This is a genomic window from Limosilactobacillus secundus (genome assembly GCF_020784695.1).
GTDB lineage: Bacteria > Bacillota > Bacilli > Lactobacillales > Lactobacillaceae > Limosilactobacillus > Limosilactobacillus reuteri_F.
In genome coordinates this window covers 26,586-52,485 of record NZ_JAJGUA010000041.1, presented here as the reverse complement: position 1 = coordinate 52,485, position 25,900 = coordinate 26,586, and the positions used below count along the sequence as shown (strand labels likewise).

Sequence of the window (25,900 nt, the reverse complement as noted above, 5' to 3'; positions counted from 1 at the left end):
AGCTTTTTGAGCATCTTGGTAAGCTGCTTCATAGCCTTCCTTGATGTAATCTTCTGCATCACTGTTTTGTGCATCATCGTTCAATGCCTTAGCTTCTTTAACTGCTTGGTAAGCCTTAGCAATTTCTGGACTTGCCTTGGCAGCAGCATTATATGCATCTTGAGCATCTTGGTAGGCCTTTGCGTAGCCTTCCTTGATGTAATCTTCTGCATCGCTGTTTTGTGCATCATCGTTTAATGCCTTAGCACTATCTAATTCATCAGCAGCTTTGATAACCGCTTGAGCATTAGCCAAATTTTCACTAGCTGTCTTTTGGGCAGCCTTAGCGTTATCTAAAGCTTTTTGTGCGGCATTAACAACATTATTTGCGTTGTTTAATGCACTTGTAGCCTTTTCAGCGTTAGCAGAAGCTTCTTCATAAGCTTTCTTTAATGCATCAAGATTAACAGCTAACTTGGCATTATCAAGAGCAGTCTTAGCTTGTGCTTGAGCACTAAGAGCAGCATCTAATTGCTTTTGAAGGTTTGCTTGGTTAGCATTTGCTTCGTCAAGAGCTTTTTGTGCTGAAACGATTTGTTCATTGGCATACTTTTCGTATGTGTTAAGAGCATCAACAGCCTTACCCTTATTGGAAACAGTTGGGTTTTGGTTATATTCGTTAATTGCATTAATTACGTTTTCAGCTGCTTGTACTTGCGAACTGTTGTTACCGTAAAGCTTTTGAGCTTCACTAACGGCAGCTTGTGCAGCATTCAAAGCATTGTCAGTCTTGCCATCCTTAAATTGATTATAAGCAGCTGCAATGTTAGTTGAAGCGTTAGTAGCGGCGTCAGCGTTTGACTTAGCAGCGGTGTAGTCTGCAAATGCAGAACTTGCAACAGCTGAAGTAGAAGCAGCATTACTTTGTGCAGTTGAAGTTGCGGCACTTTTAGCAGTTGCTACATTTTCTTGAGCAGTACTGTTAGCTGCACTAGTAGTTACAACAGCACTAGAAGCCGCAGTAACTGCATCACTAGCAGCATTAACATTTTCTTGAGCTTGTGAAACTACATCAGATGAAACATTTGAAGCAGCACTTGTTGTACTTGCGACATTAGCAGAACTGGTTGTTGCAGTAACAGCAGGTTGGTTAGCAACGTCAGCGTGAACTTCAGTGCTGTTAACGTTTGCTAATGTAAGACCTGCCAAAGTGGCTGTAGTCATTAAACCAGCATATACAATATTTTTCTTTGCTTTGTACATTTTGTAGTGTACTTGATTATTTTTCATAAATAATCCTCCCAAAAAATAAAAACTTCAAAATAATTGTTGTCTTACAACACCATCATTTTATGTAATCGCTCTTTCTATTTCAAGTCGTTTTCACTTATCTTTCGATTGATAAAAATAAAAAAAAAAAACGGCATTATTTGCGTCATATCAACATCCATTTTATAAATTTTAATTACAAAAAATTTCAATTTATATTTTTCGCCAGATCAAGATACCAAGTTTCTTTATCAACAGATAATATAAAACGCAAAAAATATAAACATTAAGAATATCCACACTCTAAAGTCATTAATATTTATAGATAACTACATAGGATCACTTGATTAACAAAACTTAATATTAAGCTTCATTTCTTGCACAAATTCGCTACCAAGAGTTTATGATACTATTTTTCAGATTTTTTTCGCTGATCACTTCCATACCGGCCTTGTTCCTTGATTACACTGCCTTCATGCCGATGCTTATAAATAAAATCTTGTTCAGTAGCGAAAATCATTAAAAAGTCGATAAAATTTTTACTAAAATTCTTTTTAAATTTATTCCATTTATTTTTGACCATTTTATATCCCTCAGAAATATCATCCATCTTTACTTTTATTTATTCTAGCATATCTATTTTAGTGCAAACGATTGCGTAATTTTAAAATGAAATTGTGGTAAAATAGAATTTGTAAAAGCGCTTACTTCAAGGAGGAAATATTTTATGGAAATTTCTAAAGTACCATTTGGAACTTATAAAGACGAACCAGTAACAAAATATATTTTAACGAACGATAATGGTGTTCAAGTAGGAATTCTTGATTTTGCCGGTTTACTTCAATCTTTTAAGGTTCCAACAAAAGATGGTGGTAAGGCCGATATGATTTTGACCTCTGAAAAACTCGACGAATTTACTAATAATGGCTTTTGTACTAACCGCTTAATCGGCCGGGTTGCTGGACGAATTGCAGATGGTAAGTTCAGTATTAACGGTAAAGATTACCAAATTGAACAAAACGAAGGTAAAAATGCTCTTCATGGTGGAACTAATGGTTTTTACAATCATATTTGGCATGTTGATAGCACAGAAGCTACCGACAACTCGGTTTCGATTACCCTTAGTTTAACCTTAAGTCCTGAAGTTGATACATACCCTGGTAAGATGCATGTCACTGCAACCTATACTTTAACTAATGACGACTTCCTTTCACTTAAGATGTCTGCTACTACTGATGCAGATACGTTGTTCAATCCTACCAACCACACATACTGGAATATGGCAGCAGCAAATATCCCAACGATTAATCAATTAAAGCTTTATGTCAACTCTGAGAATCATTTAGCCGTCGATGGTGGTAAGATTCCAACCGGTGAAAAGATCGCTAACGAAGGAACTCCATTTGACTTTAGTACCCCAACTACAATGGAAGATGCTCTAGAAAAAATGAGTTCAACTAAAGAAAACGGCTTTGACGATATTTGGGAAGTTACTCCTAGTCTTACAAAACCAGTTGCCACACTTGAAGATCCAGAAAGTGGGCGAAAGATGAGTCTTTACTCCGATCGTAACGGATTAGTTATGTATACGATGAATTCAGATGATGCAGCTGTTTACAATCATGGACAAGTTCATCCCCACCTTGGTTTAGCAATGGAAGCGCAGAATCTTTCTGATGCGCCTCATCATCCAGAATTTGGTGATATTACTTTACATCCGGGTGAAGAAAAAACATACACCATTAAGTGGCACGTTGAATATTAATTACTAAGTAAAATACAAAAAAAGAGATCGACGCTTTGCCGATCTCTTTTTTATGTATTAGGAATTATAAATTAGTCTTTGTCATCCGGATTATACTTTCCAGCCTTTTGAAGGATTTCCTTTGCCTTTTCAAGGTAGTGGTGTTCTGCACGGAAAGCCTTAATCTTACCACCTTCATCATCAGTAAGGGCAGCTAGCTTATCATCAAGTTCCTTAAATTCCTTGTTAAGGTCCTTGATAACGCCTTCTTCATCTTTCATGTAAACATAGTGATTTTCTGCTGGATCTTTACGACCTTCGCCAGCACGCTCTTCAAGCTTTACTGCATCTTTGTCTACTTTCCAAGCATGCTTAAGGATTGACTTAATATCCTTAATTGTTTCGTGTTGAGCAGTACGATGCTTTTCATTGTCAACACTATCTTCAATCTTGGTTAAGTGTCCTTCAGCATCTGCAATCTTCTTTGCAATACGATCCAAAGCCTTAAGTTGACGTTTTGCGTAATCAGCCATAAATAATTACCTCCTAAATATAATAGCTATAATTCCTAATTCACTTTTATTATATTTTTATAATTTAAATTATACAAATAATACGTCTTAAAATTATAGTTAATTTTATTTTGCAGTAATTTCAGAGCTTAAATAAATAGATGATCGATAGGAATTTTTTCTTCTCAGTTCTCTATTTAGTTAAACATCGACTTTTTAGCAACACTTTGACTTGTACTTACTGGAATATTAAAATCAGGCAACCCTGGAATATGTAACTCAATTGAACCAACTTGTTGATTCTTCTTTATCGGTGCAGTTAATTGTTTTGGGTCGTCTCCCTGCAGTCGTAATACTGGTTTAGTTGCTTGTAATTTCATATTCTTTGGAAGCCAAACGGTAGTCTTCTTAGTCAACTTAATATTGGTCTTATTCTTATTTTCACCATTCTTTATTTTTATCTTGGTGAGCTTAGCTGAAAGATCACTTACATTTTTGATTTCAACTGGCTGATACTCATCGATTAATTTATTATAAAAGTCTTGCTGCATCTTCGACTGATCATTCCATTCTCCTTTTGTATGCAAGGCAACCAAAATAATCCGTCGTCCTGCGAATGTCCCTGTTGAAACAATGCACTTTCCTGCCCGATCAGTATTACCTGTCTTTAGTCCGTCAATTTCTCCATTCTTAGGAGCAAAACCGTTTTGCGGCAAAAGAGCATTTACATTTGTCATTAAGTATTGTTGGTCTTTAGTTATATCAAAGTTCGCAAACTTTTGCTTTGTAATGCCAAGAGTTTCAGGATATTTTTCAACAAGATACTTTGAGATAAGGGCAACATCTTTAGCAGATAATAAGTTCTCGGCGTCTTTATCTACACCCTTTAGTTTATGTTTTCCTAAGTCCCCATTCGGCAACCCAATCATATTGTAAATTTTTATATCTGTAACTCCTGCTTTTTTCGCAAACGCCATCATCTTTTTATTAAAGGCTGCTGTACTGCCAGCATCAGCTAATGCCAGTGCTTCTGTACTTCCATCAGCGGATACGAGCATCATCGAATCAACTAACTGACGGACTGTATATTCTTCCCCGTTCATTAATGGGACATTGGAAAAGTGCCAATCATCCGCCATCTTGGCAACTGCTGGTGTAATCTTTATTTTCTGATCCCACCTTAAATGATGATTTCGAATATCTTGTAAAATCACTCCTAAAGTTAAGATTTTAATTACAGATGCAATTGGGTAGCGTTTAGTTGCATTTTTTTGGTATAGAACCTGACCAGTTTCTGCATCAATCGCATAAGCTGCTCGTGCATCCATCTGAAAAGCTGCCGTATCAGCATGGACTTTTGCGAACATCCCCAAGCCATTTAAACAGATACTAATTATTGCCGTTATTAATAATAATTTGGCAAAAAAGGATTTAACTTTTTTCATGATAATCATTTCTCCCCTTTACACATTTAACTATCATATCTTATTCTGTCTAAAAAAGGTGTAACGATTTGATAACAATTCAAATGAAATCCTTATTTTTCATTAAATTAAGAAGATGCACCTTTTAACTTCCAAAAATTATCTGTATTATTAATAAGTATGCTAATTTTAATCAGAAAGGGTCGGTTAAAAAATGCAAAGATCGCAACGTCATCGTCGTAAACTGCGCAAACTTATCTTAATTATTATCGCTATTCTGCTCATTATTATGGGTGTCCGGCACTTCAGCTCGACAAGTGCCCGCCTAAAATCCGCATGGAATAAGATCATTTTCACTTCCAATAATAATGTTAGTATTGCGGTATATTCACCAAAGACCCACCAAATTTATACTTCTAGTAATGCACCCCAGCATAAGTTTCGAACTGCTAGTACAGTAAAGGTTAGTATTCTAGCGGGAATTCTTGCTAAACAACAAAGCCCTCTTACAAGCCATCAAAAATCGCTTGCTACTAAAATGATTGAACAGAGTGACAATGATTCGACTAGCGAATTATTTGAAGATTATCTTGGCGGAAAAAACGGTCTCCAGCAAACTTTTGAAAAATTTGGTATGACCCAATCCCAGGCTAATAGCAGTTGGGGATTAACTGTTACTACTCCTAAAGATCAAGTTAAATTATTAAATAATATCTTTTACAAGTCCAAAATTTTATCTGACGAAGAAAGAAGCGAAATTCGTGATTTAATGGGTAATGTCGAAAATGACCAAGCCTGGGGGATCTCAGCAAGTAGCGATAATTTCGCATTAAAAAACGGTTGGCTAAATTACGGTAAAGATGAATGGATCGTCAATAGTATTGGCTACGTAAAAAATAGTAACGGTACAGACTACACAATTGCAGTTTATACTGATAAAAACCAATCAATGGCAGCGGGACAACAAGTAATTGAACAACTTGCTCGTGTAACAAAGCCAATCTTGGACTAATTGAAATGATAAACAAAACAGGGCTGGAAGAAAACTTCAAATTTTCTTCCAGCCCCATTTTTTATAGGTAGTTTATTGAGAGAGATAAAGCGTTTTGGAAAGGAATACTACCTATTTTATTTCGAGAGAGATTACTAATTAATTTGATGTCTATTTTTGTTCCATCACTTTTTCACCATTAGCTGTAATAGTGAAAGTCTTGTTAGCAGCATCAGCGTCAAGAACAGCAACATTTTTGCCGTCCTTATCCTTCCGTGTAATCTTAATAGTTGTTTCAGTTGGTGTTTCCACATCAATAGAACCATCAAGATCAAAGGCAGCAAATTTATTCCGCCATGCAAGTAAGTCTAAGAGATTCTTAACTACTGGACGTTGAACTTCTTGTGCAACTTCTTCTTTAGTGTAGTAGTGACGGTTGATGTTACGACCTTCCTTAGTCTTTTCAAGCAATTCAAGGTCATTTGACCCAGCAAGTAACCCAACATAGTAAACCATTGGAATACCAGGTGCAAATACTTGGAATGCACGAGAAAGCAGGTAAGCTTTATCATCGTCACCTAATGCAGAGTAGTAAGTAGAGTTAATTTGGTAAATATCCAAGTTGTTGTATTCAGCACTTGAGTACTTCCGCTTAACATTAGCACCAACCTTGTATAATTCGTTGGATGCATATTCGATTTCATCATCACTTAAGATATCCTTAGCATCAACAACCCCAATACCATCATGAGTATCAAGAGTAGTAAATTGCTTCATTGGTGACATCTTTAACCACTTAGCAAGACGGTTAGTCTTACCAGAGTAAAGAGTATAAAGAGTAGTCATTGGTAAGGTAAAGTCATAGATGAAGAAGTCATGTTGTGAAATCTTTTGTGGAATCGTGTAGTGTTCGTGAATTTCAGGAAGGATGATGGCCTTGTATGGAGCCAAAATATCTTGAACTTCATTTAAGAGATCCCAAATTTCAGGTTCAACGAAGAAATCATTAGTACCAACCTTCTTAATAGCGTAAGCAAAGGCATCAAGACGAATCATATCAGCGCCGTGCTTAACCATGTCAATTAATGTTTCCTTGAAGAATTCGTTAGCCACCTTACTCTTAACATTAATATCAATTTGTTCTTCACCGAAAGTGTTCCATAAGTTTTCAGTAGTACCATCATCAAAGGTAATTTCTTGCTTAGGAGCTTTGTCCTTCCGCTTGTAAATTAAATCAACGTCTTCTTGAGTTGGACGGTTCTTACCAGCTTTTTCCCAGAATTTTTCCCAACGAATAAAGAAGTCATTGTACTTAGAGTCATCGTGCTTCTTCTTGAAGTCTTGGTACATTTCAGACTTCTTGGAAATATGGTTAATCATGAAGTCAAACATTAAGTAGTAGTCTTCACCCAATGCTTCGACGTCATCCCAATTACCAAAAGCAGAATCAACAACATCGTAACGGTATGGTGCGAAACCACGGTCACCAGTTGATGGGAAGAATGGAAGTAAGTGAACACCGCCGATTGCATCACCGATATAGTTCTTTAATACTTCATGAGTTTCTTTAATATTTTTGCCCATTGAGTCAGAGTAAGTAATTAACATTGCTTCATTTTTGATTGGCATAATGATATCCTCCAATAATTTTAAATTTAGTTAGCTTGTTTAGAATGACGAGTTGCAAAGAAAATAATTAAGGCAATAACTATTAGCATTACCCCGTAGATTGGGAATGGCGCAGCAAGATCGAGACCACTCATTGGACGACCGACTAACCGATTCATCCATTCAGCAATTGTTGGTGAGAAGAAAGCTCCAAAGTTAAAACCAATCAGTACCATTGAAGTTACTAATGGTTGACGCTTAGCAGGGGCTAAATCCGGCAACAAGTTAAAAATCAACGGAGAAACCAATTGTAGTGGGAAACCGATTAAAAGCAAACCAATTACTAACATTACAAAGTTGCCGTTTGCGAAGGCAAATAAGAAGTTCGAAATGGCCATTAACCCAAGACCAAGGTAAACAGTGTTAAAACCTAACACTTTATTAATTGATCCATAGAATAAACCACCAAGCGTTGCGCCAATTAACATCAAGGAAAGGAACATTGATGAACCAGTATAGCTATTTCCCTTAATCGCAACTGCCAGACCAGGGAAACGGTTTTCCATTCCCACATAATCTACAACCAAGAGGAAAGCGAAAAGAACAAGGAGGTAAACTACTGGACTAATTTTTTTAATTGGTTCTTCCACTTCAGTTAATTCTTCAGCAAGATCGTCTTCTGCAACGTTATTATCTTGTGCTTTGCTATCGTCAGGAACACGAACTGCAAAGAAGAAAAGGACAACGAAAGCAAGAAGATAGACGGCAAATGATGCATGCCAACCTGCATAGCTAAGAATCAATCCCGCAATTGCAAGGGTACAAGCCTGACCGATTTGTTCAGCTGCAGCACGCCAACCAAGCATTTGAGCTCGGGTTGTACCTTCATACCAAACCGAAATCATCGAAATTGCTTGAGAGTTGTATAGACCAAATCCAGCTCCTAAAACTAACCGGGAAATCAAAATCGCAGTGTAGTCATTAGCAAACATGGGAACAATTCCTGCAAGACCAACAATTGTAACCCCAGCCATAATAATCTTTTTATCAGAAATGTTGAACCATTGTTGAAGTAATGGTGAAAGGACAACAAAAATCATTACAGCAAATGATGGAGTTGTAACTAAATATTCTGACTGTGTCTGTGAGATTCCGAGTGCCGCCTTTAATTGCGGTAAAGAACCTTGAATGGCATAAGCACTCGTAACCATGAATGAAACTGACAAGAACGCCAATTTGGTAACAAGAGAATTTTTGTTATTCATAATTAGTAGGTACTCTTTCTATAGGTATTTGATAAACGTTTATCATTACTGTACACAAATAATATACAATGAACTTTTCAAAATGTCAAACGCTTAACAAAGATTTCTTATAAAAATTGTAATCCATTACATTGTTATTATAACGCGGTTTGAATATAAGAAGCCAAAAACTGATGATAACGCTATTTTAGCCCTTCTTTTGAATTGTTTGTGAATTTTAACACATTATATTTTTATAATTTTTTTATTAAACTTAAAAGGGTAAAACAATGACTAATTCATCGTTTTACCCTTTTAAGTTTAATCTTTATATTTAATCCACGCAAAGTTGCTTAATTGCTTGGGCATAAATTTCCATTGCTTTATACATGTCTGGCAATGGCCATTGTTCGTTAGCTTGATGCATATAGTCGGGAGTCGTCGGTAACATTCCCCCAAAGGCAACACAATTATTCATAGTCCGAGCAAAGGTTGCTCCACCAGAAATTTGCGGTTCAGCATCAACATCCCCAGTTTGTTCTTTATAAATATTCATCAAGGTTTGAACTAATTTACTATCTTTAGGAACATATAGTGGTGCTAGATAATCAAAATGAACATACTTCAAATCGTAAGCTGCTACCTGCTTACTTAATTTTGCTAGTAATTTATCACGATCAACCGTTACCGGAATTCGTAAGTCGATTTGCATCCGTGTTTCATTTTCATTAATTTCAAGACTAGAAATATTGAAGGTTAATTGTCCAGATTCATCGCGAACATCACCGAGAACATTACTCCCCGTCGCGTCTTCCTTAAACAGCTTACCAATAAAATCAAGTGGCTTAAAATCAAAAACATCATCAAGGGCAATTGCTAACCGCAAAATAGCATTCGTTCCTGCTGGTGCCATCATCGCATGAACGGACTTGCCCATAACAGTAATTGAATTACCATCACTCGTATATTCAAAGCCATGATTGTCTAAAGCTGCCCTAACTTCATCCTGCTTGGGGCCATCATACACTGCGGTATCAGGAACGGCATTAAACGCATTTTTCAAATTGAGTTTTAATTGATCTGTTCCCGGACCAACGAGATAAGATTGTTGCAGTCCCTTTTCAGCATATATTAATGGAAATTCAGCATCAGGAGAAATCCCACTATCAATTGGCGCTTCCTTTTTATTATATTCAGCAATTCCGCGCCATAGGATTTCTTCATCAGTTCCATAAATAAAACGAATTCGCTGATTAAAGTGATAACCTTGATCCATCAATGCTTTAACGGCATATAAGGCTGCAATTCCAGGCCCTTTATCGTCTTGTGATCCTCGTCCATAAACTGCATTATTGATTACTGTACCTTTAAATGGATCATGTTTCCATTTGCCTAAATCGCCGGCAGGAACCGTGTCAAGATGACAAATTACACCAAAAATTTTATCCCCACTACCAACTTCCGCATAGCCATAATACCCATCTGGATCTTTATAAGTCTTAAAACCTAGTTCATCGCAAATCTTCATCATCTCATCGAGGGCGTTACGAATTCCCTTACCAAATGGCGCGCCTTCTGCTGCTGATTGATTATACGATGGAACCGAAATTAGTCGTTCTAAAGTTTTAACAGCAGCTTTTTGTTCCTCTTCTGTAATAATTTTATCCATTCAAATCTCCTCCTAAAGCAAGGCAGCAATTCCTAAGAACAAGCAAGTAGCAACAAAGAGATAAATCATTAATTTCAACATCCACTTCCACCAAATGCCAACATTAATATGAGCAATTGCTAATGCTCCCATAACAACTCCCGAAGTTGGGGTAATAAGGTTAACCCAACCTGAAGCTGCTTGATAAGCGGTAATAACAAGACTACCTGATACGTGCGCAAAATGCCCCATTGGTCCGATAATTCCCATCGTTGCAGCAGCTAGTCCAGATGTTGATGGAATTAAGAATGACATTGGAATATAGAAAATATAAGTCAAAATAATAAAGATCGTTTGGGATAATCCATGAAGGCCTAATTCTCCCCAGTAAAGAACTGTCCCAGTGATCATTCCATTATTCATTATTACTTGAATTCCCCGTGCAACTGCCACAATAATCGCAACGCTTAAGAAATCCCCCATTCCTGACATAAAGGCATCAATAAATTCGCTTTCCTTCATATGATAAACAGCCATAATTAAGACTGACATAAAGAGGAAGAGCATGGTGATTTCATTAAAGTACCATGTTCCAAGCGGTGCCATATTATGCCCTAATAAATCGCCTAGAAATGGAATATTAACCAACCACTTTGTAAATTTATCAAAAAATGTCCAATGACTATTAAGGTTTGCCCATGGAATTAATCCTAGAATCATCACAATAAAAGTAATCCCGAATAACCAAATAACTGTCTTTTGGCGGCCGGTCATCTTATGGTCGTCATTAGGGTCAGCCTTGACTAAAAATTGCTTTTCATCTTCCGCTCGTTGATTGTAAACCAATGATTTAGTTGGGTCTTTTTCAATTACCGATGCATAGTGGTAAACATAAATAATACTAATCGTGATCGTAATAATTAAAAGTATTACCCGGGAAACTAAACCATCACCGGGAGAAATATTTAATGTTTGAGAAGCTACGCCTGTGGCAAAGGGGTTAACGGTCGAAGCAAGACAACCAACTTGGCTTCCCACTAAAGCAATAGCGACCGCCACAATTGAATCAAAGCCAACTCCCATCATCACGGGAATCAAGAGAGGATAGAACGCAATCGTTTCTTCTCCCATCCCATATGTTGATCCACCAAGGGCAAACAGAAGCATTAAAATTGGAATCAATTGTTTTTCTCGTCCCTTATACCGGCGAACAATTGAACCAATCCCTTCATTTAATGCATTTGTCTTATTGACTACTCCTAAGAATCCACCGATAACAAGAATAAATAGTGATACTGAGATGGCTCCATCTGTCTTTTTATCACCGACCATCCCGATAACGGGAGCCATAAAGATATCCCAAATTCCCTGGGGTTTATTTGTAACCGCCTTATATGTGCCAGAAATAATATTCCCAGCTTTATCTGTTTCATATGTCCCCGCTGGTATAATCCACGTTAAAATTGCAATTAAAATAATAATTAAAAATAAAATTGTAAACGCAGAGGGCATATGAAAATGATGCTTTTTCTTCGTTTGTGTTTCCTGCACGATAACCGCCTCTTTTGTAAAATTAATATCAATTTTATTTTAATTCAGTTTGAAAGCGGCTTCAACCAAATCTAAGAATTGTCCTTAAAGAATGCTATAATTGCCTTGTAGCAATTTTAAGGAGGCTGAAGCCAATGGTAATGAATCCCAGTAAAGCTCAAGACGTTTGGAAAGATGCTGGTGAACATGTTCAATTTACTGTATTAGAATTAAAACGAGAAGATCAAGCAAAGGAACAAGAAGCAATTCAAGAATTTGTTGAACGGTTCCAGGCAATTACTCGATCACTGCGAATCCGAGATAATAAAGGTAATCTTAAAGTTTCTTTAGGCTTTAGCAAGGACGCATGGGACTATCTTTTCCCCAATGCCCCCAAACCCAAAGAATTAGAAACTTACCAAACATTAACCGGGCCAAAATACAAAATGCCTGCTGCAAAAGGAGATATCTTCCTCCATATTCGGGCAAACGATGAAGCTGCTGTTTACGAATTCATGGCCCAAGTAATGCTCTTCATTAGGGATATTACTAATGTTGTTGATGAAACAAAAGGCTTTCGCTATTTTGAAGGCCGGGCCATTATTGGCTTTATTGATGGAACTGAAAATCCAGAACCTCAGGATGCTGCTGAGTACGCCATTATTGGTGATGAAGACCCTACGTTTGAAAATGGTTCATATGCCTTTGCCCAAAAATGGCGACATAACATGGATATCTGGAATAAGTTAACTACTGAAACACAAGAAAAAGCTGTTGGTCGAAAAAAGTTTTCTGACTTAGAATTAAGCGAAAAAGAAAAGTTTAAGAATGCACATAATGTCGCTTCCCAAGCTAAAATCAATGGAGTTGAACAAAAAATTGTGCGCATGAATGTTCCGTATTCAGACCCTGCCGCTGATAATACCGGAACTTTCTTTATCGGTTATTCACGGCATTGGACTGTAACTAAGAAAATGCTTGAAAATATGCTTGAGCAAAACGATTATCTCCTAACCTTCTCTGATATTTTAGGTGGTCAACTCTTCTTTATCCCTTCGCGCCCAATATTGGATCAAATTGCTGAGGGTGAATTAAATTAATTAGTTGACAACTTAAAAGTAAATTGCTATATTATTAGCAATAAATTTTAGGAGGGATCATCCATTGAAATTTTAATTCTACACAATTTAACGTATCTGACACTGTGGACTTACGCAGAAAAGGTACTATGGGTAGAATTATTTTTCAATGATTGATCAATAAATGAGAACTAATGGACCAACACCATTAGTTTTAAAAGTCTACCTGTAGGGGTAGACTTTTTTAGTTACCTTTTCTGCAAGTAACGAAAGGGTGATTTTTTAATGGAACCAATTACAATAAATAATTTAACTTTTGCCTATCCAGGACAAGAACCGCTTTTTAATCATTGCGATCTTAATATTAGCAGCGATTGGAAGCTAGGTCTTCTCGGCCGAAATGGTCGTGGTAAAACCACATTACTCAAACTCTTGCAAAAACAACTTTCCTTTCAAGGAAGTATTCAGACTAATCTTAAATTCAACTATTATCCATTAGTAATTCGTGAACCAGATGATTACACGTTAAACGTCCTTACGCGAAGTGGCTATCAAGGTGAACAATGGCAAATCGAACGAGAATTAAATTTGATGTCAACTCCCACAGAATTACTATGGCAACCTTTCAGTAGTCTTAGTGGTGGCGAACAAACACGCGTAATGCTAGCAACCCTTTTTGCCCAAGATGGATCCTTCCCCCTGCTTGATGAACCTACTAATCACCTTGATCAGGATGGGCGAAAACAAATTGCTCAATACTTAAAAACAAAGAAAACCGGCTTCATTATCACTAGTCATGACCGAAATTTTCTCGACAAAGTCATTGACCATGCATTAGTGATTGAACAACACCAGCTTGTTTTAACTCATGGTAATTACAGTGATTATTTTATTCATAAGGAGCAACGAGATTCTAGGACCATCAAGAAAAATGAAAACTTATTAAAAGATATTCATCATTTAAAGCAAACACGTCAGGCAAAATCTCAATGGGCTCAACAAGCAGAAAATGAAAAGAAGAATAATTCGCATGCGGATAAGGGATTTATTGGTGCCAAAGCTGCAAAAATGATGAAAAAGGCAACTATAATGAAAGGACGCTTAGATACTGCAATCGAAGAACGAAAAGGGCTTTTAAGAGAAATCGAAAAAGTTGTTCCGCTAACAATTAATGTCCTCCCTCCTAATCATCAACCATTGTTAACCATTAATGATCTAACGTTATCGCATCCAACTAAACAACTCTGTTCTAATTTAACCGTGACCGTTGAGAAAAACGATCAGATCCTGCTTTGTGGTAATAATGGTACTGGTAAGTCTAGTATTATTAATGCAATCCTCGGGACATTCAGTGGTAAGCAAAGCGGAGATATACTTTTGAGCAATGCACTTAAAATTAGTACAGTGCGTCAAGATTATTCTGATAATCATGGAAGTTTACGTAGTTTTGCTTCCGCTTCTAAAATTAACTACGATCAATTCCTTAACATTCTTCGTAAATTAGGAATGGAACGCGCTACTTTTAATGTTCCAATTGAAGAAATGAGTATGGGACAACAAAAGAAAGTTGAATTAGCACGGTCGTTAGCTGAGCCAGCCCATCTTTATTTATGGGATGAGCCACTAAACTATCTCGATACTTATAATCAGCAACAGCTAATTCAATTAATTCAAGAAAAGCGACCACCAATGCTAATTGTTGAACATGACCAAAATTTCATTAATCAGGTTGCTACAAAGAAAATTAAAATTTAATATTTCCTGGGAAATAATCGAATTTACTAATTCAATGTTAAAAAGGAGCTTCACGCGACGAATTAATAGTCGCTTGAAGCTCCTTTATCAGCTAAATTAAATTTAATTCAGTTAACCACCCAAGAAATAGTGGGAACCACCTTCCCATATGTGTATCTATCCGGTCATTATTGACAATACCAGTATATTCGTTAGCTAACGCGATTCCGTGGCCCCCAGTACCAAATTCATGTAATTCATATGGAATATCATGCTTAATTAATGCATCTGCATATACTTGGAGGTGATCAACAAAGGGAGTCAGTTCATCTTTTGCCGATCCCCACATAAAGGTTGGGGGTGTTTGCGGATTTACCAATTTCGCCACATTTTCCGTTGTAACCCCCATGCGTTCATCAATCAAGGGTTGAATAACAGGATATCCTAATGCAGCGAATTTAGCATGGGTTAGTTTTTCATTACTATATGCAGCGGCAATTTGGCCTCCTGCAGAAAAGCCAATAATTCCCAACCGATCAACGTCAACATCTAATTCATCTGCATGGTTAATGATATATTCAAATGCTTGGTGAACTGCTATTTTGGCTTCTTCATAATTTTTATGTTCAACTACCGGATATCGCACAACAAACGTTTGCCATGCATGTGTTGCAAACGTTAATGCCACCCGTTCAGAATCTCGTTCCATAATCTGGTTATAACTGCCTCCTGGCAAAATAACAAGACTGGGTAACGCTTTATCACTATTACTATGATAAATATCTAGAGACGAATATGGTTGATCTAAGTTAACACTTTTAAATTCCATTTTCTCACCTCATTTTGATTTTTCTAAATGTTGAAATTACAAATAATAGTATAACCTTAATACGAGATAAACGATACAATTAAACAGTTTATTATTAATTTCTAAATTTCCTCTTGTTTATCACGATACATTTGTTAAAGTGATAAGGTATCAATTATCAATTGGGGGTTAGAAAATCTAATGAGTATTATGAAGACTAGGTCATTTTGGATTGCCGCTATTATGACCTTAATCTGTTCTGTCGCTGGAGTCCTTTTAGCAAAACTTCCTTATATCAACTTGATTGGGGCACTGGTTATTGCTTTGCTATTAGGTATTGCAATGCAGTTGACTCCTGCTAGCTTGCGCAATGAGGCTCAAGGTGGCATCGGATTTATTTCTAACAAATTTTTACGGCTTGGTATTATTCTTCTTGGTTTTCGCTTAAACCTAGAAAAACTTGCTGCCGCTGGTGTTAAGACTATTTTGGTTGCAGCCATTGGCGTTACCGGAACGATTGTCCTTACTTATTGGCTGAGTCGAAAGTTTGGCGCAGAAGATGAATTAGCTATCCTTTCTGCTTGCGGCTGTGGTATTTGTGGAGCGGCTGCCGTAATGGGGGTTTCACCACAAATTGAAACTAACAATGAGGAGCGCAAACGAGAAAATGAAGTATTAGCTGTTGCTGTTGTTTGTGTAATGGGGACAGTCTTTACTTTAGTTGAAATTGGAATCAAACCACTTCTCGGGCTGACTGATCCACAGTTTGGTATTGTTGCTGGTGGTTCATTACACGAAATTGCGCATGCCGTTGCAGCCGGAGGAGCTTTTGGTGAGGCAAGTTTAGATAACGCCCTTATCATGAAACTTTCACGAGTTCTTCTCTTAGCACCTGTTGCTTTAATTGTTGGTTACTGGTACCAACACCGCCTTGTAGTTGAAAGTGAAGAAGACCATACTAAAGAACCAAAGAAATTACCAATCCCTTGGTTCCTCGGTGGTTTTATTTTAACTAGTGTGCTAGGAACCTTTCTTCCATTCTCACCAGCCTTTCTCGATGCCCTTGTGCAAGCAGCCTATATCTTTTTAGGAATGGCAATGGCTGCATTAGGTGTTTCAGTAAACTTTAAGGTTATTTTCAAACGCGGAGGGGCTGTTTTTGGTGCAGCTGTGATTAGCTCAACCTGTTTATTAGTATTCATGATTATTATGAGTAAATTATTCTTCTAATTATTAAAAGCGTTAAGATTGAGGATTTATTTTAGTGGCATATAGCCTTTCCTTCAAATTTAACGCTTTTTATTTATAGTCTTCTATTTAAGTGCCTTTCCCAGCTGATAAGCTTCTTCAACGTGTTGAGCCAATTTTTGATTATTCCAAGAATCAGCTGCAAGCACCTCTCCTATTTTATCCCAACGCATGTATTCAAGTAATTGCTTAAAATATAAGTTAAGTGATGCAAAGGCATCTTCTTGTCCATAACCACTCACTAAAGTAATAGCTTTCTTTCCGCCGTGGAGTTCATGGTTATAGTTGTAGAAACGATCAATTACTGCTTTTAGTGCTGCATTGATCCCATAATAATATAATGAACTAACCAAGACTACCATATCTGCCGCTAACAGCTTAGGCATTACTTCATTAGTAATAACATCATTCGGTTCAATCGCCACTTCTTGTCCGGGATGATTGTCTTCCAATTTAATCATTGAAAATTCATCGGTCCGGCGTCCAGCATCAAAGCGATAAACGGCATTTCCTGCTTCAGTAGCGCCCTTAACAAAGGCATCTGCTAATTGCTCAGAAGTTCCTGGATGATGGGGACTTCCTGTTAATACAACAATCTTCATCATGATCCCGCCCTTTCTTACTTAATTATAGTGATAATTCGACCAGATTAGAAATAGAAACATTGAATGTTAATAGATAGCTAAAATGAATTAACGATGCCAATTAAAGATTTTTAACCAGTTAACCGTAAAATGATTGCGTTGTTGTTCTTCTTTAATGTATGAACGATCCGTAATGAAATGAAAGATATTCATATCCTATTCCTCATAAATATGTTCACTGAGGTAACGCTCGCTTGAATCAGGAAATACCGTGACTAAATTAGCCCCGTGTGGCAATTCTTTAGCAACTTCTAAACTTGCCGCAAGCGCAGCCCCACTAGAGCTACCAATAAAGAGGCCAAGATTTTTAGCAACCCAGCGAACATAATAGAATGCATCCTCATCACTGATTGTTTTTACCCCGGTATAATCTAAGTCCTTGAAAAACGGTGGAATAAACTCCACTCCAATTCCTTCTGTACGGTGACTATGGGCTGGGCCACCATTTAAAATCGATCCGGCTGGTTCAACAATATAGCCTTTCAATTCTGGGTAAGCATCTTGGAGTGCCTTTTGAATCCCCGCAAAAGTGCCTCCACTTCCTGCCCCTGCTACAAAAGCCGCCAACGGTTTATTAGCAAGATCAGCTAAAATTTCTGGTCCCAAGGTGTGTTGATAAACATCAGGATTCGCTGGATTCTGAAATTGTAAAGGCACATAAGCATCCCCGATTTCAGCAGCTAATTCTTTGGCGGCCGCAATTGCTCCTTTGATCCCTTCTTCACTTGGAGTATTAATCACTTCGGCTCCCAACGCACGCATCAATGTTTGCTTTTCAAAACTAAACTTTTCTGGTACCACTAATTTAACTGGTAAATGGTATTTTAGTGCTGCTAAAGCGACTCCAATCCCTGTATTTCCAGCAGTTGGCTCGATGATTGTCGTTGTATCTGTTATTTTTCCTTCTTCCATTCCTCGCTGGATTAGCGCCATCCCCAAACGATCCTTGATACTGCCACCTGGGTTAAACATTTCGAGCTTAGCATAAATATTAACGTCATTCGGAGTCTTCATTGGCAAGTGCATCAAGGGGGTGTGACCAATCAAATCATAAGTATTTTCAACTAACATAATAGTTCCTTCTTCCTCAGAGTATAAAAAAAGGCACAAACTCAAGAAACAATCTTGGATTTGCGCCTTATGTGTTATCAACTTGATAGTAATTCAATTAAAAATGAGTATACCAAAAAGTGAGTCGCATAAGACGCGATTCACAACAACAAATATTTGCGTTAACAAAATAATTGTTTTCCATTGGTAATTTCCTCGTATTTCAAATTACAGTAATAATAACTAGTTAAAAGTAAGTTGTCAAGAAAATTTATATGGACAGGTGTAAAATAAAAAAGAATTATTTTATAAAGCAGGAGCGATACCTATGAAAAAGAATGGACTACTATTAGTCAATCTCGGTTCACCCGATACGCCAACAACTCCCGACGTTAAACGTTATTTGAAGGAATTCCTCAGTGATCGGAATGTTATTGAAATGCCCCCAGCATTATGGCAGCCACTCCTTCGTGGGATTATTCTTCCAACGCGATCATGGCGATCAGCGACTTTTTATCGTAATTGCTGGACAAAAGATGGGTCTCCATTGATTGTCTACACAGAACGGTTGGTTGCTAAGGTTCAGGGATTAATGCCGGAATGGGTTGTCAAAATGGCAATGACCTATGGCAAGCCTAAAATTAGCGACACAATTACCGAAATGAAAAAGGAATGTCAAAATATTACAGTTTTGCCGCTCTTCCCTTTTTTTACTAAAAGTACAACTCAAACGGTTATTGACAAGGTAAAGGATGCTGATCCAGAAGCGAAAATAATTGATCGTTTCTCGGCCGAAGAAGATTATTTAGACATATTGGCTAAACAAATCCAAACGGCATGGGATAAAGGGAAATATGACAAATTACTCATTTCGTACCATGGAATTCCGACAGCCATGGTTAATCACGGTGATCCTTATCGTGATGAAACAGAAGCGGCCACCGCGGAACTAATTAAACGTCTTGACATTCCTGAAAAGCAAATTAAGATGGCTTACCAATCTAAGTTTGGCCCAATGCCATGGTTAAAACCTTACCTCCGGAACACGCTGCTTAATGAGGCACAACTCGGGCATCGTGATGTGTTAGTCGTCGCTCCATCATTTGTGGCGGACTGTTTAGAAACATTAGAAGAAGATCAAGTGCAAAACTATCAGGTCTTTCGTGAAAATGGCGGAAATAACCTTGTAATGGTACCTTCGCTCAATGACTCACCAGAATTTGCTCAGTTTATTACTGATCTTGTGCAACGAAAGGGATAAAAATGGAACGAAAAAGTTTAGACGAAATCAATGGAAGTGTTGATGTTCCAAATGTCTATCAAAGTGCATTTTGGCAAAAGTTTCTCGCCTATAGTGGTCCGGGTGCTTTAGTCGCCGTTGGTTATATGGACCCGGGGAACTGGTTAACGTCGCTTGCTGGTGGTAGTCAATACCGCTACCAGCTATTAGTGGTCCTTTTTACCGCCATTTTAATCGCTATGTACATGCAATCTTTATCAATCAAACTCGGCGTTACCACCCGAACCGACCTCGCCCAAGCAATCGCGCGACGTTTACCTACTCCATTACGCATCGCCCTGTGGTTATTCAACGAAATAGCGATGATGGCAACGGACTTAACCGGAGTCGTTGGAACTGCTGTCGCCTTAAATATGCTATTTAAACTACCATTGCTCATCGGGGTGCTATTAACAATTGCGGACGTTTTAGTAGTCCTCTTCTTCCTTCACTTTGGGATCCGCCGAATTGAATTTATCGTTCTAACTGCTATTCTGGTTGTCGGCGCCATCTTTGCGATTGAAGTATGTCGGACCCACCCTGAATTTTCCGCGATTATGGACGGTTTTGTTCCCCGTTCCACAATTTTTACTAATCACAGTGAGCTACTAATTAGTTTAGGGATTGTCGGAGCCACGATTATGCCTCATAATATTTACCTTCATTCATCCTTAGCGCAAAGTCGACGCTATGATGAGCATGATCCAAAGCAAGTCAAAGAAACGCTCCGTTTTGCTAACTGGGATTCATTAATTCACCTTTTTGCAGCCTTCATCGTTAACGCCCTTCTGCTTATCCTTGGTGGAACCCTCTTCTTTCATGCGGCAAGTCTCGGTAGTCTTGAGGATGTCTTTTTCGGGCTAAAGAATCCCCATATCGTTGGTGCTCTAGCAAGCCCATTAATGAGTTGGCTCTTTGCCTTTGCCCTTTTGGTAACTGGTTTAATCTCCTCTATCACTAGTACCTTGGCCGGCCAAATTGTCATGGAAGGATTTATCAATATTCGCCTCCCACTCTGGAAACGGCGCCTCCTTACCCGGGCTGTAACCCTCGTGCCAATCTTAATTATCGGCTTCATGATTAATTTCAACGAAGAACAATTTGAACAACTCATCATTTATGCGCAAATCGTCCTCAGTATCGCCTTACCATTTACGCTCTATCCCCTTGTTGCTTTGACGGGCAATAAGAAACTGATGGGACCACACGTTAATTCACCATGGCAAACCGTCCTTGGATACGTTTTGGCTAGTTTGGTCACTGGGTTGAACTTGCTAGTGTTGGTATAATTTTTATTTATCATTATAAACTCAATAGATAAATACCCTTATTTTCAGTTATCAGTGTTTAAAAAAGCAATCAAATATTGTAAGATAATAATAAATTTTGTTGTAATTTTTGATGCAATAAAAGACTGGGCACTATTTACTTTTGGGAGAGTAATTTGATATAAAAAATTTCTTATCTTTGGTGTGACGCTTTTAGTAATCTCATTTTACAACTGAATTAAAGAAGCAGGGCTGAACGATATTTATGTTCAAACCCTGCTTCTTTATTTTAGTTTCGTCGTGCAACCATCACGCGCTGTCCACCCATTTGTTCAACTTTAATATCTTTGAACCGACAATATTCCAGTAGTTGCCGATAACGTTGCACAGTAGTAGCAGTAATCACTATGGTTCCTTTAAAATCGAGGACCCTTATCGCTTCTTGTAAAATACGTCCCTGTGTAATTGCTGGTTTTACTTGCTGAAGGTTATTAATTAAAACATAGTCAAACTGATGACCAGCGAAAGGCAAATTAGTAATATCAGTCAATTCTACTTTCGCGCGATCAGCTACTGCCTCTTCTTTGATCAGTTCTTTTAATTTTTGTTCCTGCTTTTCATTTGTAACCACCCCAACGATTTTCCCTGGAGTAGTCAATTGCTTGGCAAGATTAATAAACGTTTTTCCATTACCGATGCTCATGTCAAGGATTTGCACGTCCCCACTTATCGATAAATCAGCACTTATCTTTTTCCAGACTTGTTGCCTTTGCCAGATCAACCATCCAATTATCCCAGCAACTATAACAATTACGATCCCAATTCCGGCTATCAATTCTCTTCACCCATTATTTTAACTAACAATATCGTTTAATTTACGAATATCCTTCAAGTTCCCAACAACTGTAATTTTATCGTGGGGTTGAATAACATCATTTGCTTGCGGCATCTGATTGACTTCATCATCTTTACTTACAATGATTATCACATTGACATTATAACGATTGCGAAAATCCAGTTCATCGAGCGTCTTATTGAAAAACTTCGGATTATTAATGTTTACTTCTGCCAAGGTTATCTCTTTACTTAGCGTTACATAGTCCACTACGCTTGGGTTTAATTGCTGAAAAATAAGTCGCTTAGCTAAATCATGCTCTGGACGAACAACCATATCAGCGCCAATTCGTTCTAAAACGCGGGCATGATTAACATTTTCAGCTCGACAGATTACATCTGGTGCCCCGAGTTCTTTAGCAATCAGGGTCGCCATGATACTTGCTTCAACATTTTTTCCGATTGAAATATAAATATGGTCAAAACTACCGATGTCAAGGTCACGCAGGGCATCCTCATCTTGCGCGTCCGCAATTACCGCCCGCATAACTGACCCCGCAAATTCATTTACCACTTCTTCACTAGAATCAATCGCCAATACTTCTTGCCCAGCCTGAACTAGGGCTTCACATATTGAGGCTCCAAATTGTCCAATTCCAATAACAGCATAACTTTCTTTTTTAGCCAATTAACACACTCTCCTCTGGATAACGATAATTCTTCGCTGCCGTACTTGCATTTAAGATTGAGAACATTACCGTATAGATTCCTACCCGACCGACAAACATCAAAAACATAATAATCAGTTGCCCTAACAGATTAAGGTTAGTTGTAATCCCTAATGAAATCCCAGTAGTACCAAAGGCCGCGACCGCCTCAAAGGTAACATACGCTAATGAATCATGTTCTGGTAAATCCTGTGTTTCAGCAAGAACTAAAATTGCTACAAGCAAAATAAATAAAGCAACAAATAATAATGTCAATGCCCGATAAACGTTTTCCTGGGTAAAACGTCGATGGGCAAAAGTCGTATCCCGTTGGCCACGCAAGGTTGCAAAGCTCTGAATCGTCAATAGCCCAATTGTTGTTGTTTTAACACCACCAGCAGTTGATCCCGGTGTTCCACCGATAAACATTAAAATAACAGTAAATGCAAGACCAGCAGCACTTAAATCAGTATAAGGAAAAGTGATTAAACCGGCAGTTCGTGGAGTAATAGCCATAAAGATGGTATTGAAAATCCGGTTTGAAACACTTAATTTATCGCTTAATTGCGCTAAGTTCTTCTCGGTAATAAAGTAAACAATCACGGAAACAATAAATAGGACTGCACCAGTGCGTAACGCTAATTGAGTATGCAAGGATAGTCGGTGATATTTAGGATAATTGAGGATGTCTTTCCATACTAAAAAACCTAGTGATCCAGCAACAATCAAAATAGCAAGTACACATAACATATAAGGGTCATTAGCATAATTTGCCATACTGTTATCAAATAAGTCAAAGCCGGCATTACAAAAGGCTGAGATTGAGTGAAAAATACTAAACCATATCCCCTTACCAAGTCCATAACGCGGATAGAAATCAAAAAACAAAAATATTCCACCCGCTAATTGGATAAGTAACGAAAGCCGGATAATAAGGTAAACCACGTTCAATTGGGACAAATGATCAAGATTAAGTGCTTCTTGGGTTAGCAGTCTTGTCGACATTCTCATTCGTTGCCGAACCAAAAGCGACATCATAACCGCAAATGTCATAAAGCCTAACCCTCCTACTTCCATTAAGATTGCAATTACAATCTGACCAAATAATGTCCAATGATGAACTGTACTAACGAGAGTTAACCCTGTTACACAGGTTGCACTCGTTGAAGTGAAGAAAGCAGTCATAAAATTTGTCGTTTCTCCTGATCGCGTCGCAAACGGTAAGGAGAGTAAAATCGTTCCCATAAAAATAACGATTAGGAACCCAAATGTAAGGATTTTAGGAAATGTATATTTATGTTTATTTATTTCAATCACTTTTATCCTTCCCCATATTAATATTACTCAATTAATTATAAGCGTTTTTGTTAAATTCTAAACCATTATTTTATTTCCCGGGAAATTATCTAGAGAAAGCGCTACAATATAACTGTGGCTTATGAGATTACTTTTCCTGAAAGGAGACCTTTTTATGTATTATTCAAACGGAAATTATGAAGCATTCGCTCGTCCCCGTAAGCCGGTGGGAATAGATAAAAAGCACGCTTACATTGTTGGGGCCGGTTTAGCAGGCCTTTCTGCGGCTGTCTTCTTAATTCGCGATGCCCAAATGCCAGGTGAAAACATCCATATTTTTGAGGAATTACCAATTGCTGGTGGTTCCTTAGATGGTCAAGATCGCCCCGATGTTGGCTTTGTCACTCGTGGCGGACGAGAAATGGAAAATCACTTTGAATGTATGTGGGATATGTATCGTTCAATTCCATCCTTGGAAATCCCGGGAGCATCTTATCTTGATGAATATTATTGGCTAGATAAGGATGATCCAAACAGTTCAAATTGTCGCTTAACCTATAAACGGGGCAATGAGGTTCCCACTGACGGCAAGTATCTTCTCGGAAAATCAACTAAGGAATTGATGAAACTAATCCTTACCCCTGAAGACCAACTCGGCGACTTAACGATTGGTGATTACTTCTCGGAGGACTTCTTCAAGAGTAACTTCTGGATTTATTGGTCAACCATGTTTGCTTTTGAAAAGTGGCATTCGTTAGCAGAAATGCGACGATACGCAATGCGATTTATCCACCACATTGATGGTTTACCTGATTTTACTGCTCTTAAATTCAACAAGTACAACCAGTATGAATCAATGACCAAACCATTGCTTGCATACCTTAAAGATCATGGTGTTAAGTTTGAATATGATACACAGGTTCAAAACGTCCTAGTTGATACTAAGAATGGTGAAAAGCACGCTAAAAAGATTATTCTTAAGCAAGGCGGCGAAGATAAAACGATCAACTTAACTGACGATGATCTGGTATTTGTTACTAACGGTTCAATCACGGAAAGTTCAAATTATGGGAGTCACCATCAAGTAGCGCAACCAACCCGGGCCCTCGGCGGTAGCTGGAAATTATGGGAAAACCTTGCTAAACAATCACCAGCGTTTGGTCATCCAGACGTCTTTTGTAAAAATATTCCTAACCGTAGTTGGTTTATTTCTGCAACTGCTACCGTTAAGAATCCACAAATTGAACCGTACATTGAACGCTTAACTAAACGTGACCTTCACGACGGAAAAGTAAATACTGGTGGTATTATTACCGTTACTGACTCAAATTGGATGATGAGCTGGACTATTCACCGTCAACCGCACTTTAAGAGTCAAAAGCCAAATGAAACCATTGTGTGGATTTATGGTCTCTATTCTGATACAGAAGGTAATTACATTAAAAAACGGATCGTTGACTGTACTGGGGAAGAAATTACTAAAGAATGGCTTTATCACCTCGGGGTACCAGAAGCTTTAATTGATGACTTAGCAAAAGAAGAATCAGTTAATACGGTTCCGGTCTATATGCCATTCGTTACTAGCTACTTTATGCCACGGGTAAAAGGCGATCGCCCTGATATTGTTCCGGAGGGGTCAGCTAACCTCGCCTTTATTGGTAACTTTGCCGAATCGCCAACTCGGGATACCGTCTTTACTACTGAATACTCCGTTCGAACTGCGATGGAAGCCGTTTATAGTCTCTTGAACGTTGATCGCGGGGTACCAGAAGTCTTTAATTCGATCTATGATATCCGTGAACTAATGCGAGCCATGTATTACATGAATGATAAAAAGCCGCTTGAAGAAATGGATCTTCCAATTCCAAAGATTATCGAAAAACCATTACTTAAGAAAGTTAAAAAGAATTGGATTGGTGAATTAATGGAAGAACAACATTTACTTTAAAAACTGAGGGAGTGAGGCATAAGCTAAATCAGCTTTTGTCTCACTCTCTTCACTAA

22 protein-coding genes are annotated in these 25,900 nt (G+C 37.9%); 8 read left to right on the top strand and 14 right to left on the bottom strand.

Annotation, left to right across the window (positions count from 1 at the left end; all coding sequences use genetic code 11):
- On the bottom strand, positions 1-1,269 hold a 1,269-nt coding region (locus LMB57_RS07590; protein ID WP_229278164.1), incomplete at its 3' end, for a KxYKxGKxW signal peptide domain-containing protein.
- A 388-nt stretch (positions 1,270-1,657) separates the two neighbouring features.
- Entirely contained in the window at positions 1,658-1,831 is a 174-nt protein-coding gene (locus LMB57_RS07585; protein WP_229272471.1) for a hypothetical protein, read from the bottom strand.
- Positions 1,832-1,975: 144 nt separating this feature from the next.
- Between LMB57_RS07585 and LMB57_RS07580 the strand changes: the two genes are divergently transcribed.
- On the top strand, positions 1,976-3,013 hold the full coding sequence (locus LMB57_RS07580; protein WP_229272472.1) for an aldose epimerase family protein: 1,038 nt from the start codon (positions 1,976-1,978) through the stop codon (positions 3,011-3,013).
- 71 nt (positions 3,014-3,084) lie between these two features.
- Here the strand turns inward: LMB57_RS07580 and LMB57_RS07575 are convergent, their stop codons facing one another.
- Positions 3,085-3,525: a hypothetical protein gene (locus LMB57_RS07575; RefSeq protein ID WP_229272473.1), complete on the bottom strand. Its 441-nt coding sequence runs from the start codon at positions 3,523-3,525 to the stop codon at positions 3,085-3,087.
- A gap of 176 nt (positions 3,526-3,701) precedes the next feature.
- The gene (locus LMB57_RS07570; protein WP_229272474.1) at positions 3,702-4,949 is read right to left on the bottom strand and encodes a D-alanyl-D-alanine carboxypeptidase family protein; all 1,248 of its coding nucleotides are present in this window, start codon (positions 4,947-4,949) and stop codon (positions 3,702-3,704) included.
- Positions 4,950-5,142: 193 nt separating this feature from the next.
- Here LMB57_RS07570 and LMB57_RS07565 point away from each other — a divergent pair, with 193 nt between their 5' ends.
- Positions 5,143-5,940 carry a serine hydrolase gene (locus LMB57_RS07565; RefSeq protein WP_229272475.1) on the top strand — a complete coding sequence of 266 codons (798 nt, stop codon included), beginning with the start codon at positions 5,143-5,145 and terminating at the stop codon, positions 5,938-5,940.
- A 150-nt stretch (positions 5,941-6,090) separates the two neighbouring features.
- Here the strand turns inward: LMB57_RS07565 and gtfA are convergent, their stop codons facing one another.
- The 4 genes from gtfA to LMB57_RS07545 form a co-directional block, all read right to left on the bottom strand.
- Entirely contained in the window at positions 6,091-7,548 is a 1,458-nt protein-coding gene (gene gtfA, locus LMB57_RS07560) for a sucrose phosphorylase (protein WP_229272476.1), read from the bottom strand.
- A 26-nt stretch (positions 7,549-7,574) separates the two neighbouring features.
- Positions 7,575-8,792 (bottom strand): MFS transporter, encoded by a 1,218-nt coding sequence (locus tag LMB57_RS07555; RefSeq protein ID WP_229272477.1) that lies wholly within the window; start codon positions 8,790-8,792, stop codon positions 7,575-7,577.
- 313 nt (positions 8,793-9,105) lie between these two features.
- A complete protein-coding gene (locus tag LMB57_RS07550) occupies positions 9,106-10,440 on the bottom strand; it encodes a dipeptidase (RefSeq protein ID WP_229272478.1) in 1,335 nt (444 codons plus the stop codon).
- Between the two features lie 12 nt (positions 10,441-10,452).
- Positions 10,453-11,970, bottom strand: coding sequence for a YfcC family protein (locus tag LMB57_RS07545; RefSeq protein ID WP_229272479.1), 1,518 nt, complete (start codon positions 11,968-11,970; stop codon positions 10,453-10,455).
- 134 nt (positions 11,971-12,104) lie between these two features.
- Between LMB57_RS07545 and LMB57_RS07540 the strand changes: the two genes are divergently transcribed.
- Positions 12,105-13,049, top strand: coding sequence for a Dyp-type peroxidase (locus LMB57_RS07540; protein ID WP_229272480.1), 945 nt, complete (start codon positions 12,105-12,107; stop codon positions 13,047-13,049).
- Positions 13,050-13,313: 264 nt separating this feature from the next.
- Complete coding sequence (gene abc-f, locus LMB57_RS07535) at positions 13,314-14,783, top strand: ribosomal protection-like ABC-F family protein (RefSeq protein ID WP_229272481.1); 1,470 nt, start codon at positions 13,314-13,316, stop codon at positions 14,781-14,783.
- A gap of 91 nt (positions 14,784-14,874) precedes the next feature.
- Here the strand turns inward: abc-f and LMB57_RS07530 are convergent, their stop codons facing one another.
- A complete protein-coding gene (locus LMB57_RS07530) occupies positions 14,875-15,591 on the bottom strand; it encodes an alpha/beta hydrolase (protein WP_229272482.1) in 717 nt (238 codons plus the stop codon).
- A 180-nt stretch (positions 15,592-15,771) separates the two neighbouring features.
- Between LMB57_RS07530 and LMB57_RS07525 the strand changes: the two genes are divergently transcribed.
- The gene (locus LMB57_RS07525) at positions 15,772-16,800 is read left to right on the top strand and encodes a YeiH family protein (protein WP_229272483.1); all 1,029 of its coding nucleotides are present in this window, start codon (positions 15,772-15,774) and stop codon (positions 16,798-16,800) included.
- 83 nt (positions 16,801-16,883) lie between these two features.
- Here the strand turns inward: LMB57_RS07525 and LMB57_RS07520 are convergent, their stop codons facing one another.
- Entirely contained in the window at positions 16,884-17,423 is a 540-nt protein-coding gene (locus tag LMB57_RS07520) for a flavodoxin family protein (RefSeq protein WP_229272484.1), read from the bottom strand.
- 195 nt (positions 17,424-17,618) lie between these two features.
- Entirely contained in the window at positions 17,619-18,533 is a 915-nt protein-coding gene (locus tag LMB57_RS07515) for a PLP-dependent cysteine synthase family protein (protein ID WP_003664688.1), read from the bottom strand.
- 307 nt (positions 18,534-18,840) lie between these two features.
- On the opposite strand from LMB57_RS07515, the gene hemH reads away from it, so the two are divergent.
- Both hemH and LMB57_RS07505 read left to right on the top strand, forming a co-directional pair.
- Positions 18,841-19,773 carry a ferrochelatase gene (hemH, locus tag LMB57_RS07510; RefSeq protein WP_229278163.1) on the top strand — a complete coding sequence of 311 codons (933 nt, stop codon included), beginning with the start codon at positions 18,841-18,843 and terminating at the stop codon, positions 19,771-19,773.
- Positions 19,774-19,775: 2 nt separating this feature from the next.
- Positions 19,776-21,080: an Nramp family divalent metal transporter gene (locus LMB57_RS07505; RefSeq protein ID WP_229272487.1), complete on the top strand. Its 1,305-nt coding sequence runs from the start codon at positions 19,776-19,778 to the stop codon at positions 21,078-21,080.
- A 268-nt stretch (positions 21,081-21,348) separates the two neighbouring features.
- Here the strand turns inward: LMB57_RS07505 and LMB57_RS07500 are convergent, their stop codons facing one another.
- Genes LMB57_RS07500 through LMB57_RS07490 form a run of 3 tightly spaced genes read right to left on the bottom strand, consistent with a single transcriptional unit; the run spans position 21,349 to position 23,917 of the window.
- Complete coding sequence (locus tag LMB57_RS07500) at positions 21,349-21,894, bottom strand: class I SAM-dependent methyltransferase (protein ID WP_229272488.1); 546 nt, start codon at positions 21,892-21,894, stop codon at positions 21,349-21,351.
- A gap of 18 nt (positions 21,895-21,912) precedes the next feature.
- Positions 21,913-22,581, bottom strand: coding sequence for a potassium channel family protein (locus tag LMB57_RS07495; RefSeq protein ID WP_229278162.1), 669 nt, complete (start codon positions 22,579-22,581; stop codon positions 21,913-21,915).
- Complete coding sequence (locus tag LMB57_RS07490) at positions 22,574-23,917, bottom strand: TrkH family potassium uptake protein (protein ID WP_229272490.1); 1,344 nt, start codon at positions 23,915-23,917, stop codon at positions 22,574-22,576. The genes LMB57_RS07495 and LMB57_RS07490 overlap by 8 nt, the downstream gene beginning before the upstream one ends.
- A gap of 154 nt (positions 23,918-24,071) precedes the next feature.
- Between LMB57_RS07490 and LMB57_RS07485 the strand changes: the two genes are divergently transcribed.
- Entirely contained in the window at positions 24,072-25,844 is a 1,773-nt protein-coding gene (locus LMB57_RS07485) for an oleate hydratase (protein WP_229272491.1), read from the top strand.
- The last annotated feature ends 56 nt before the right edge of the window (positions 25,845-25,900 follow it).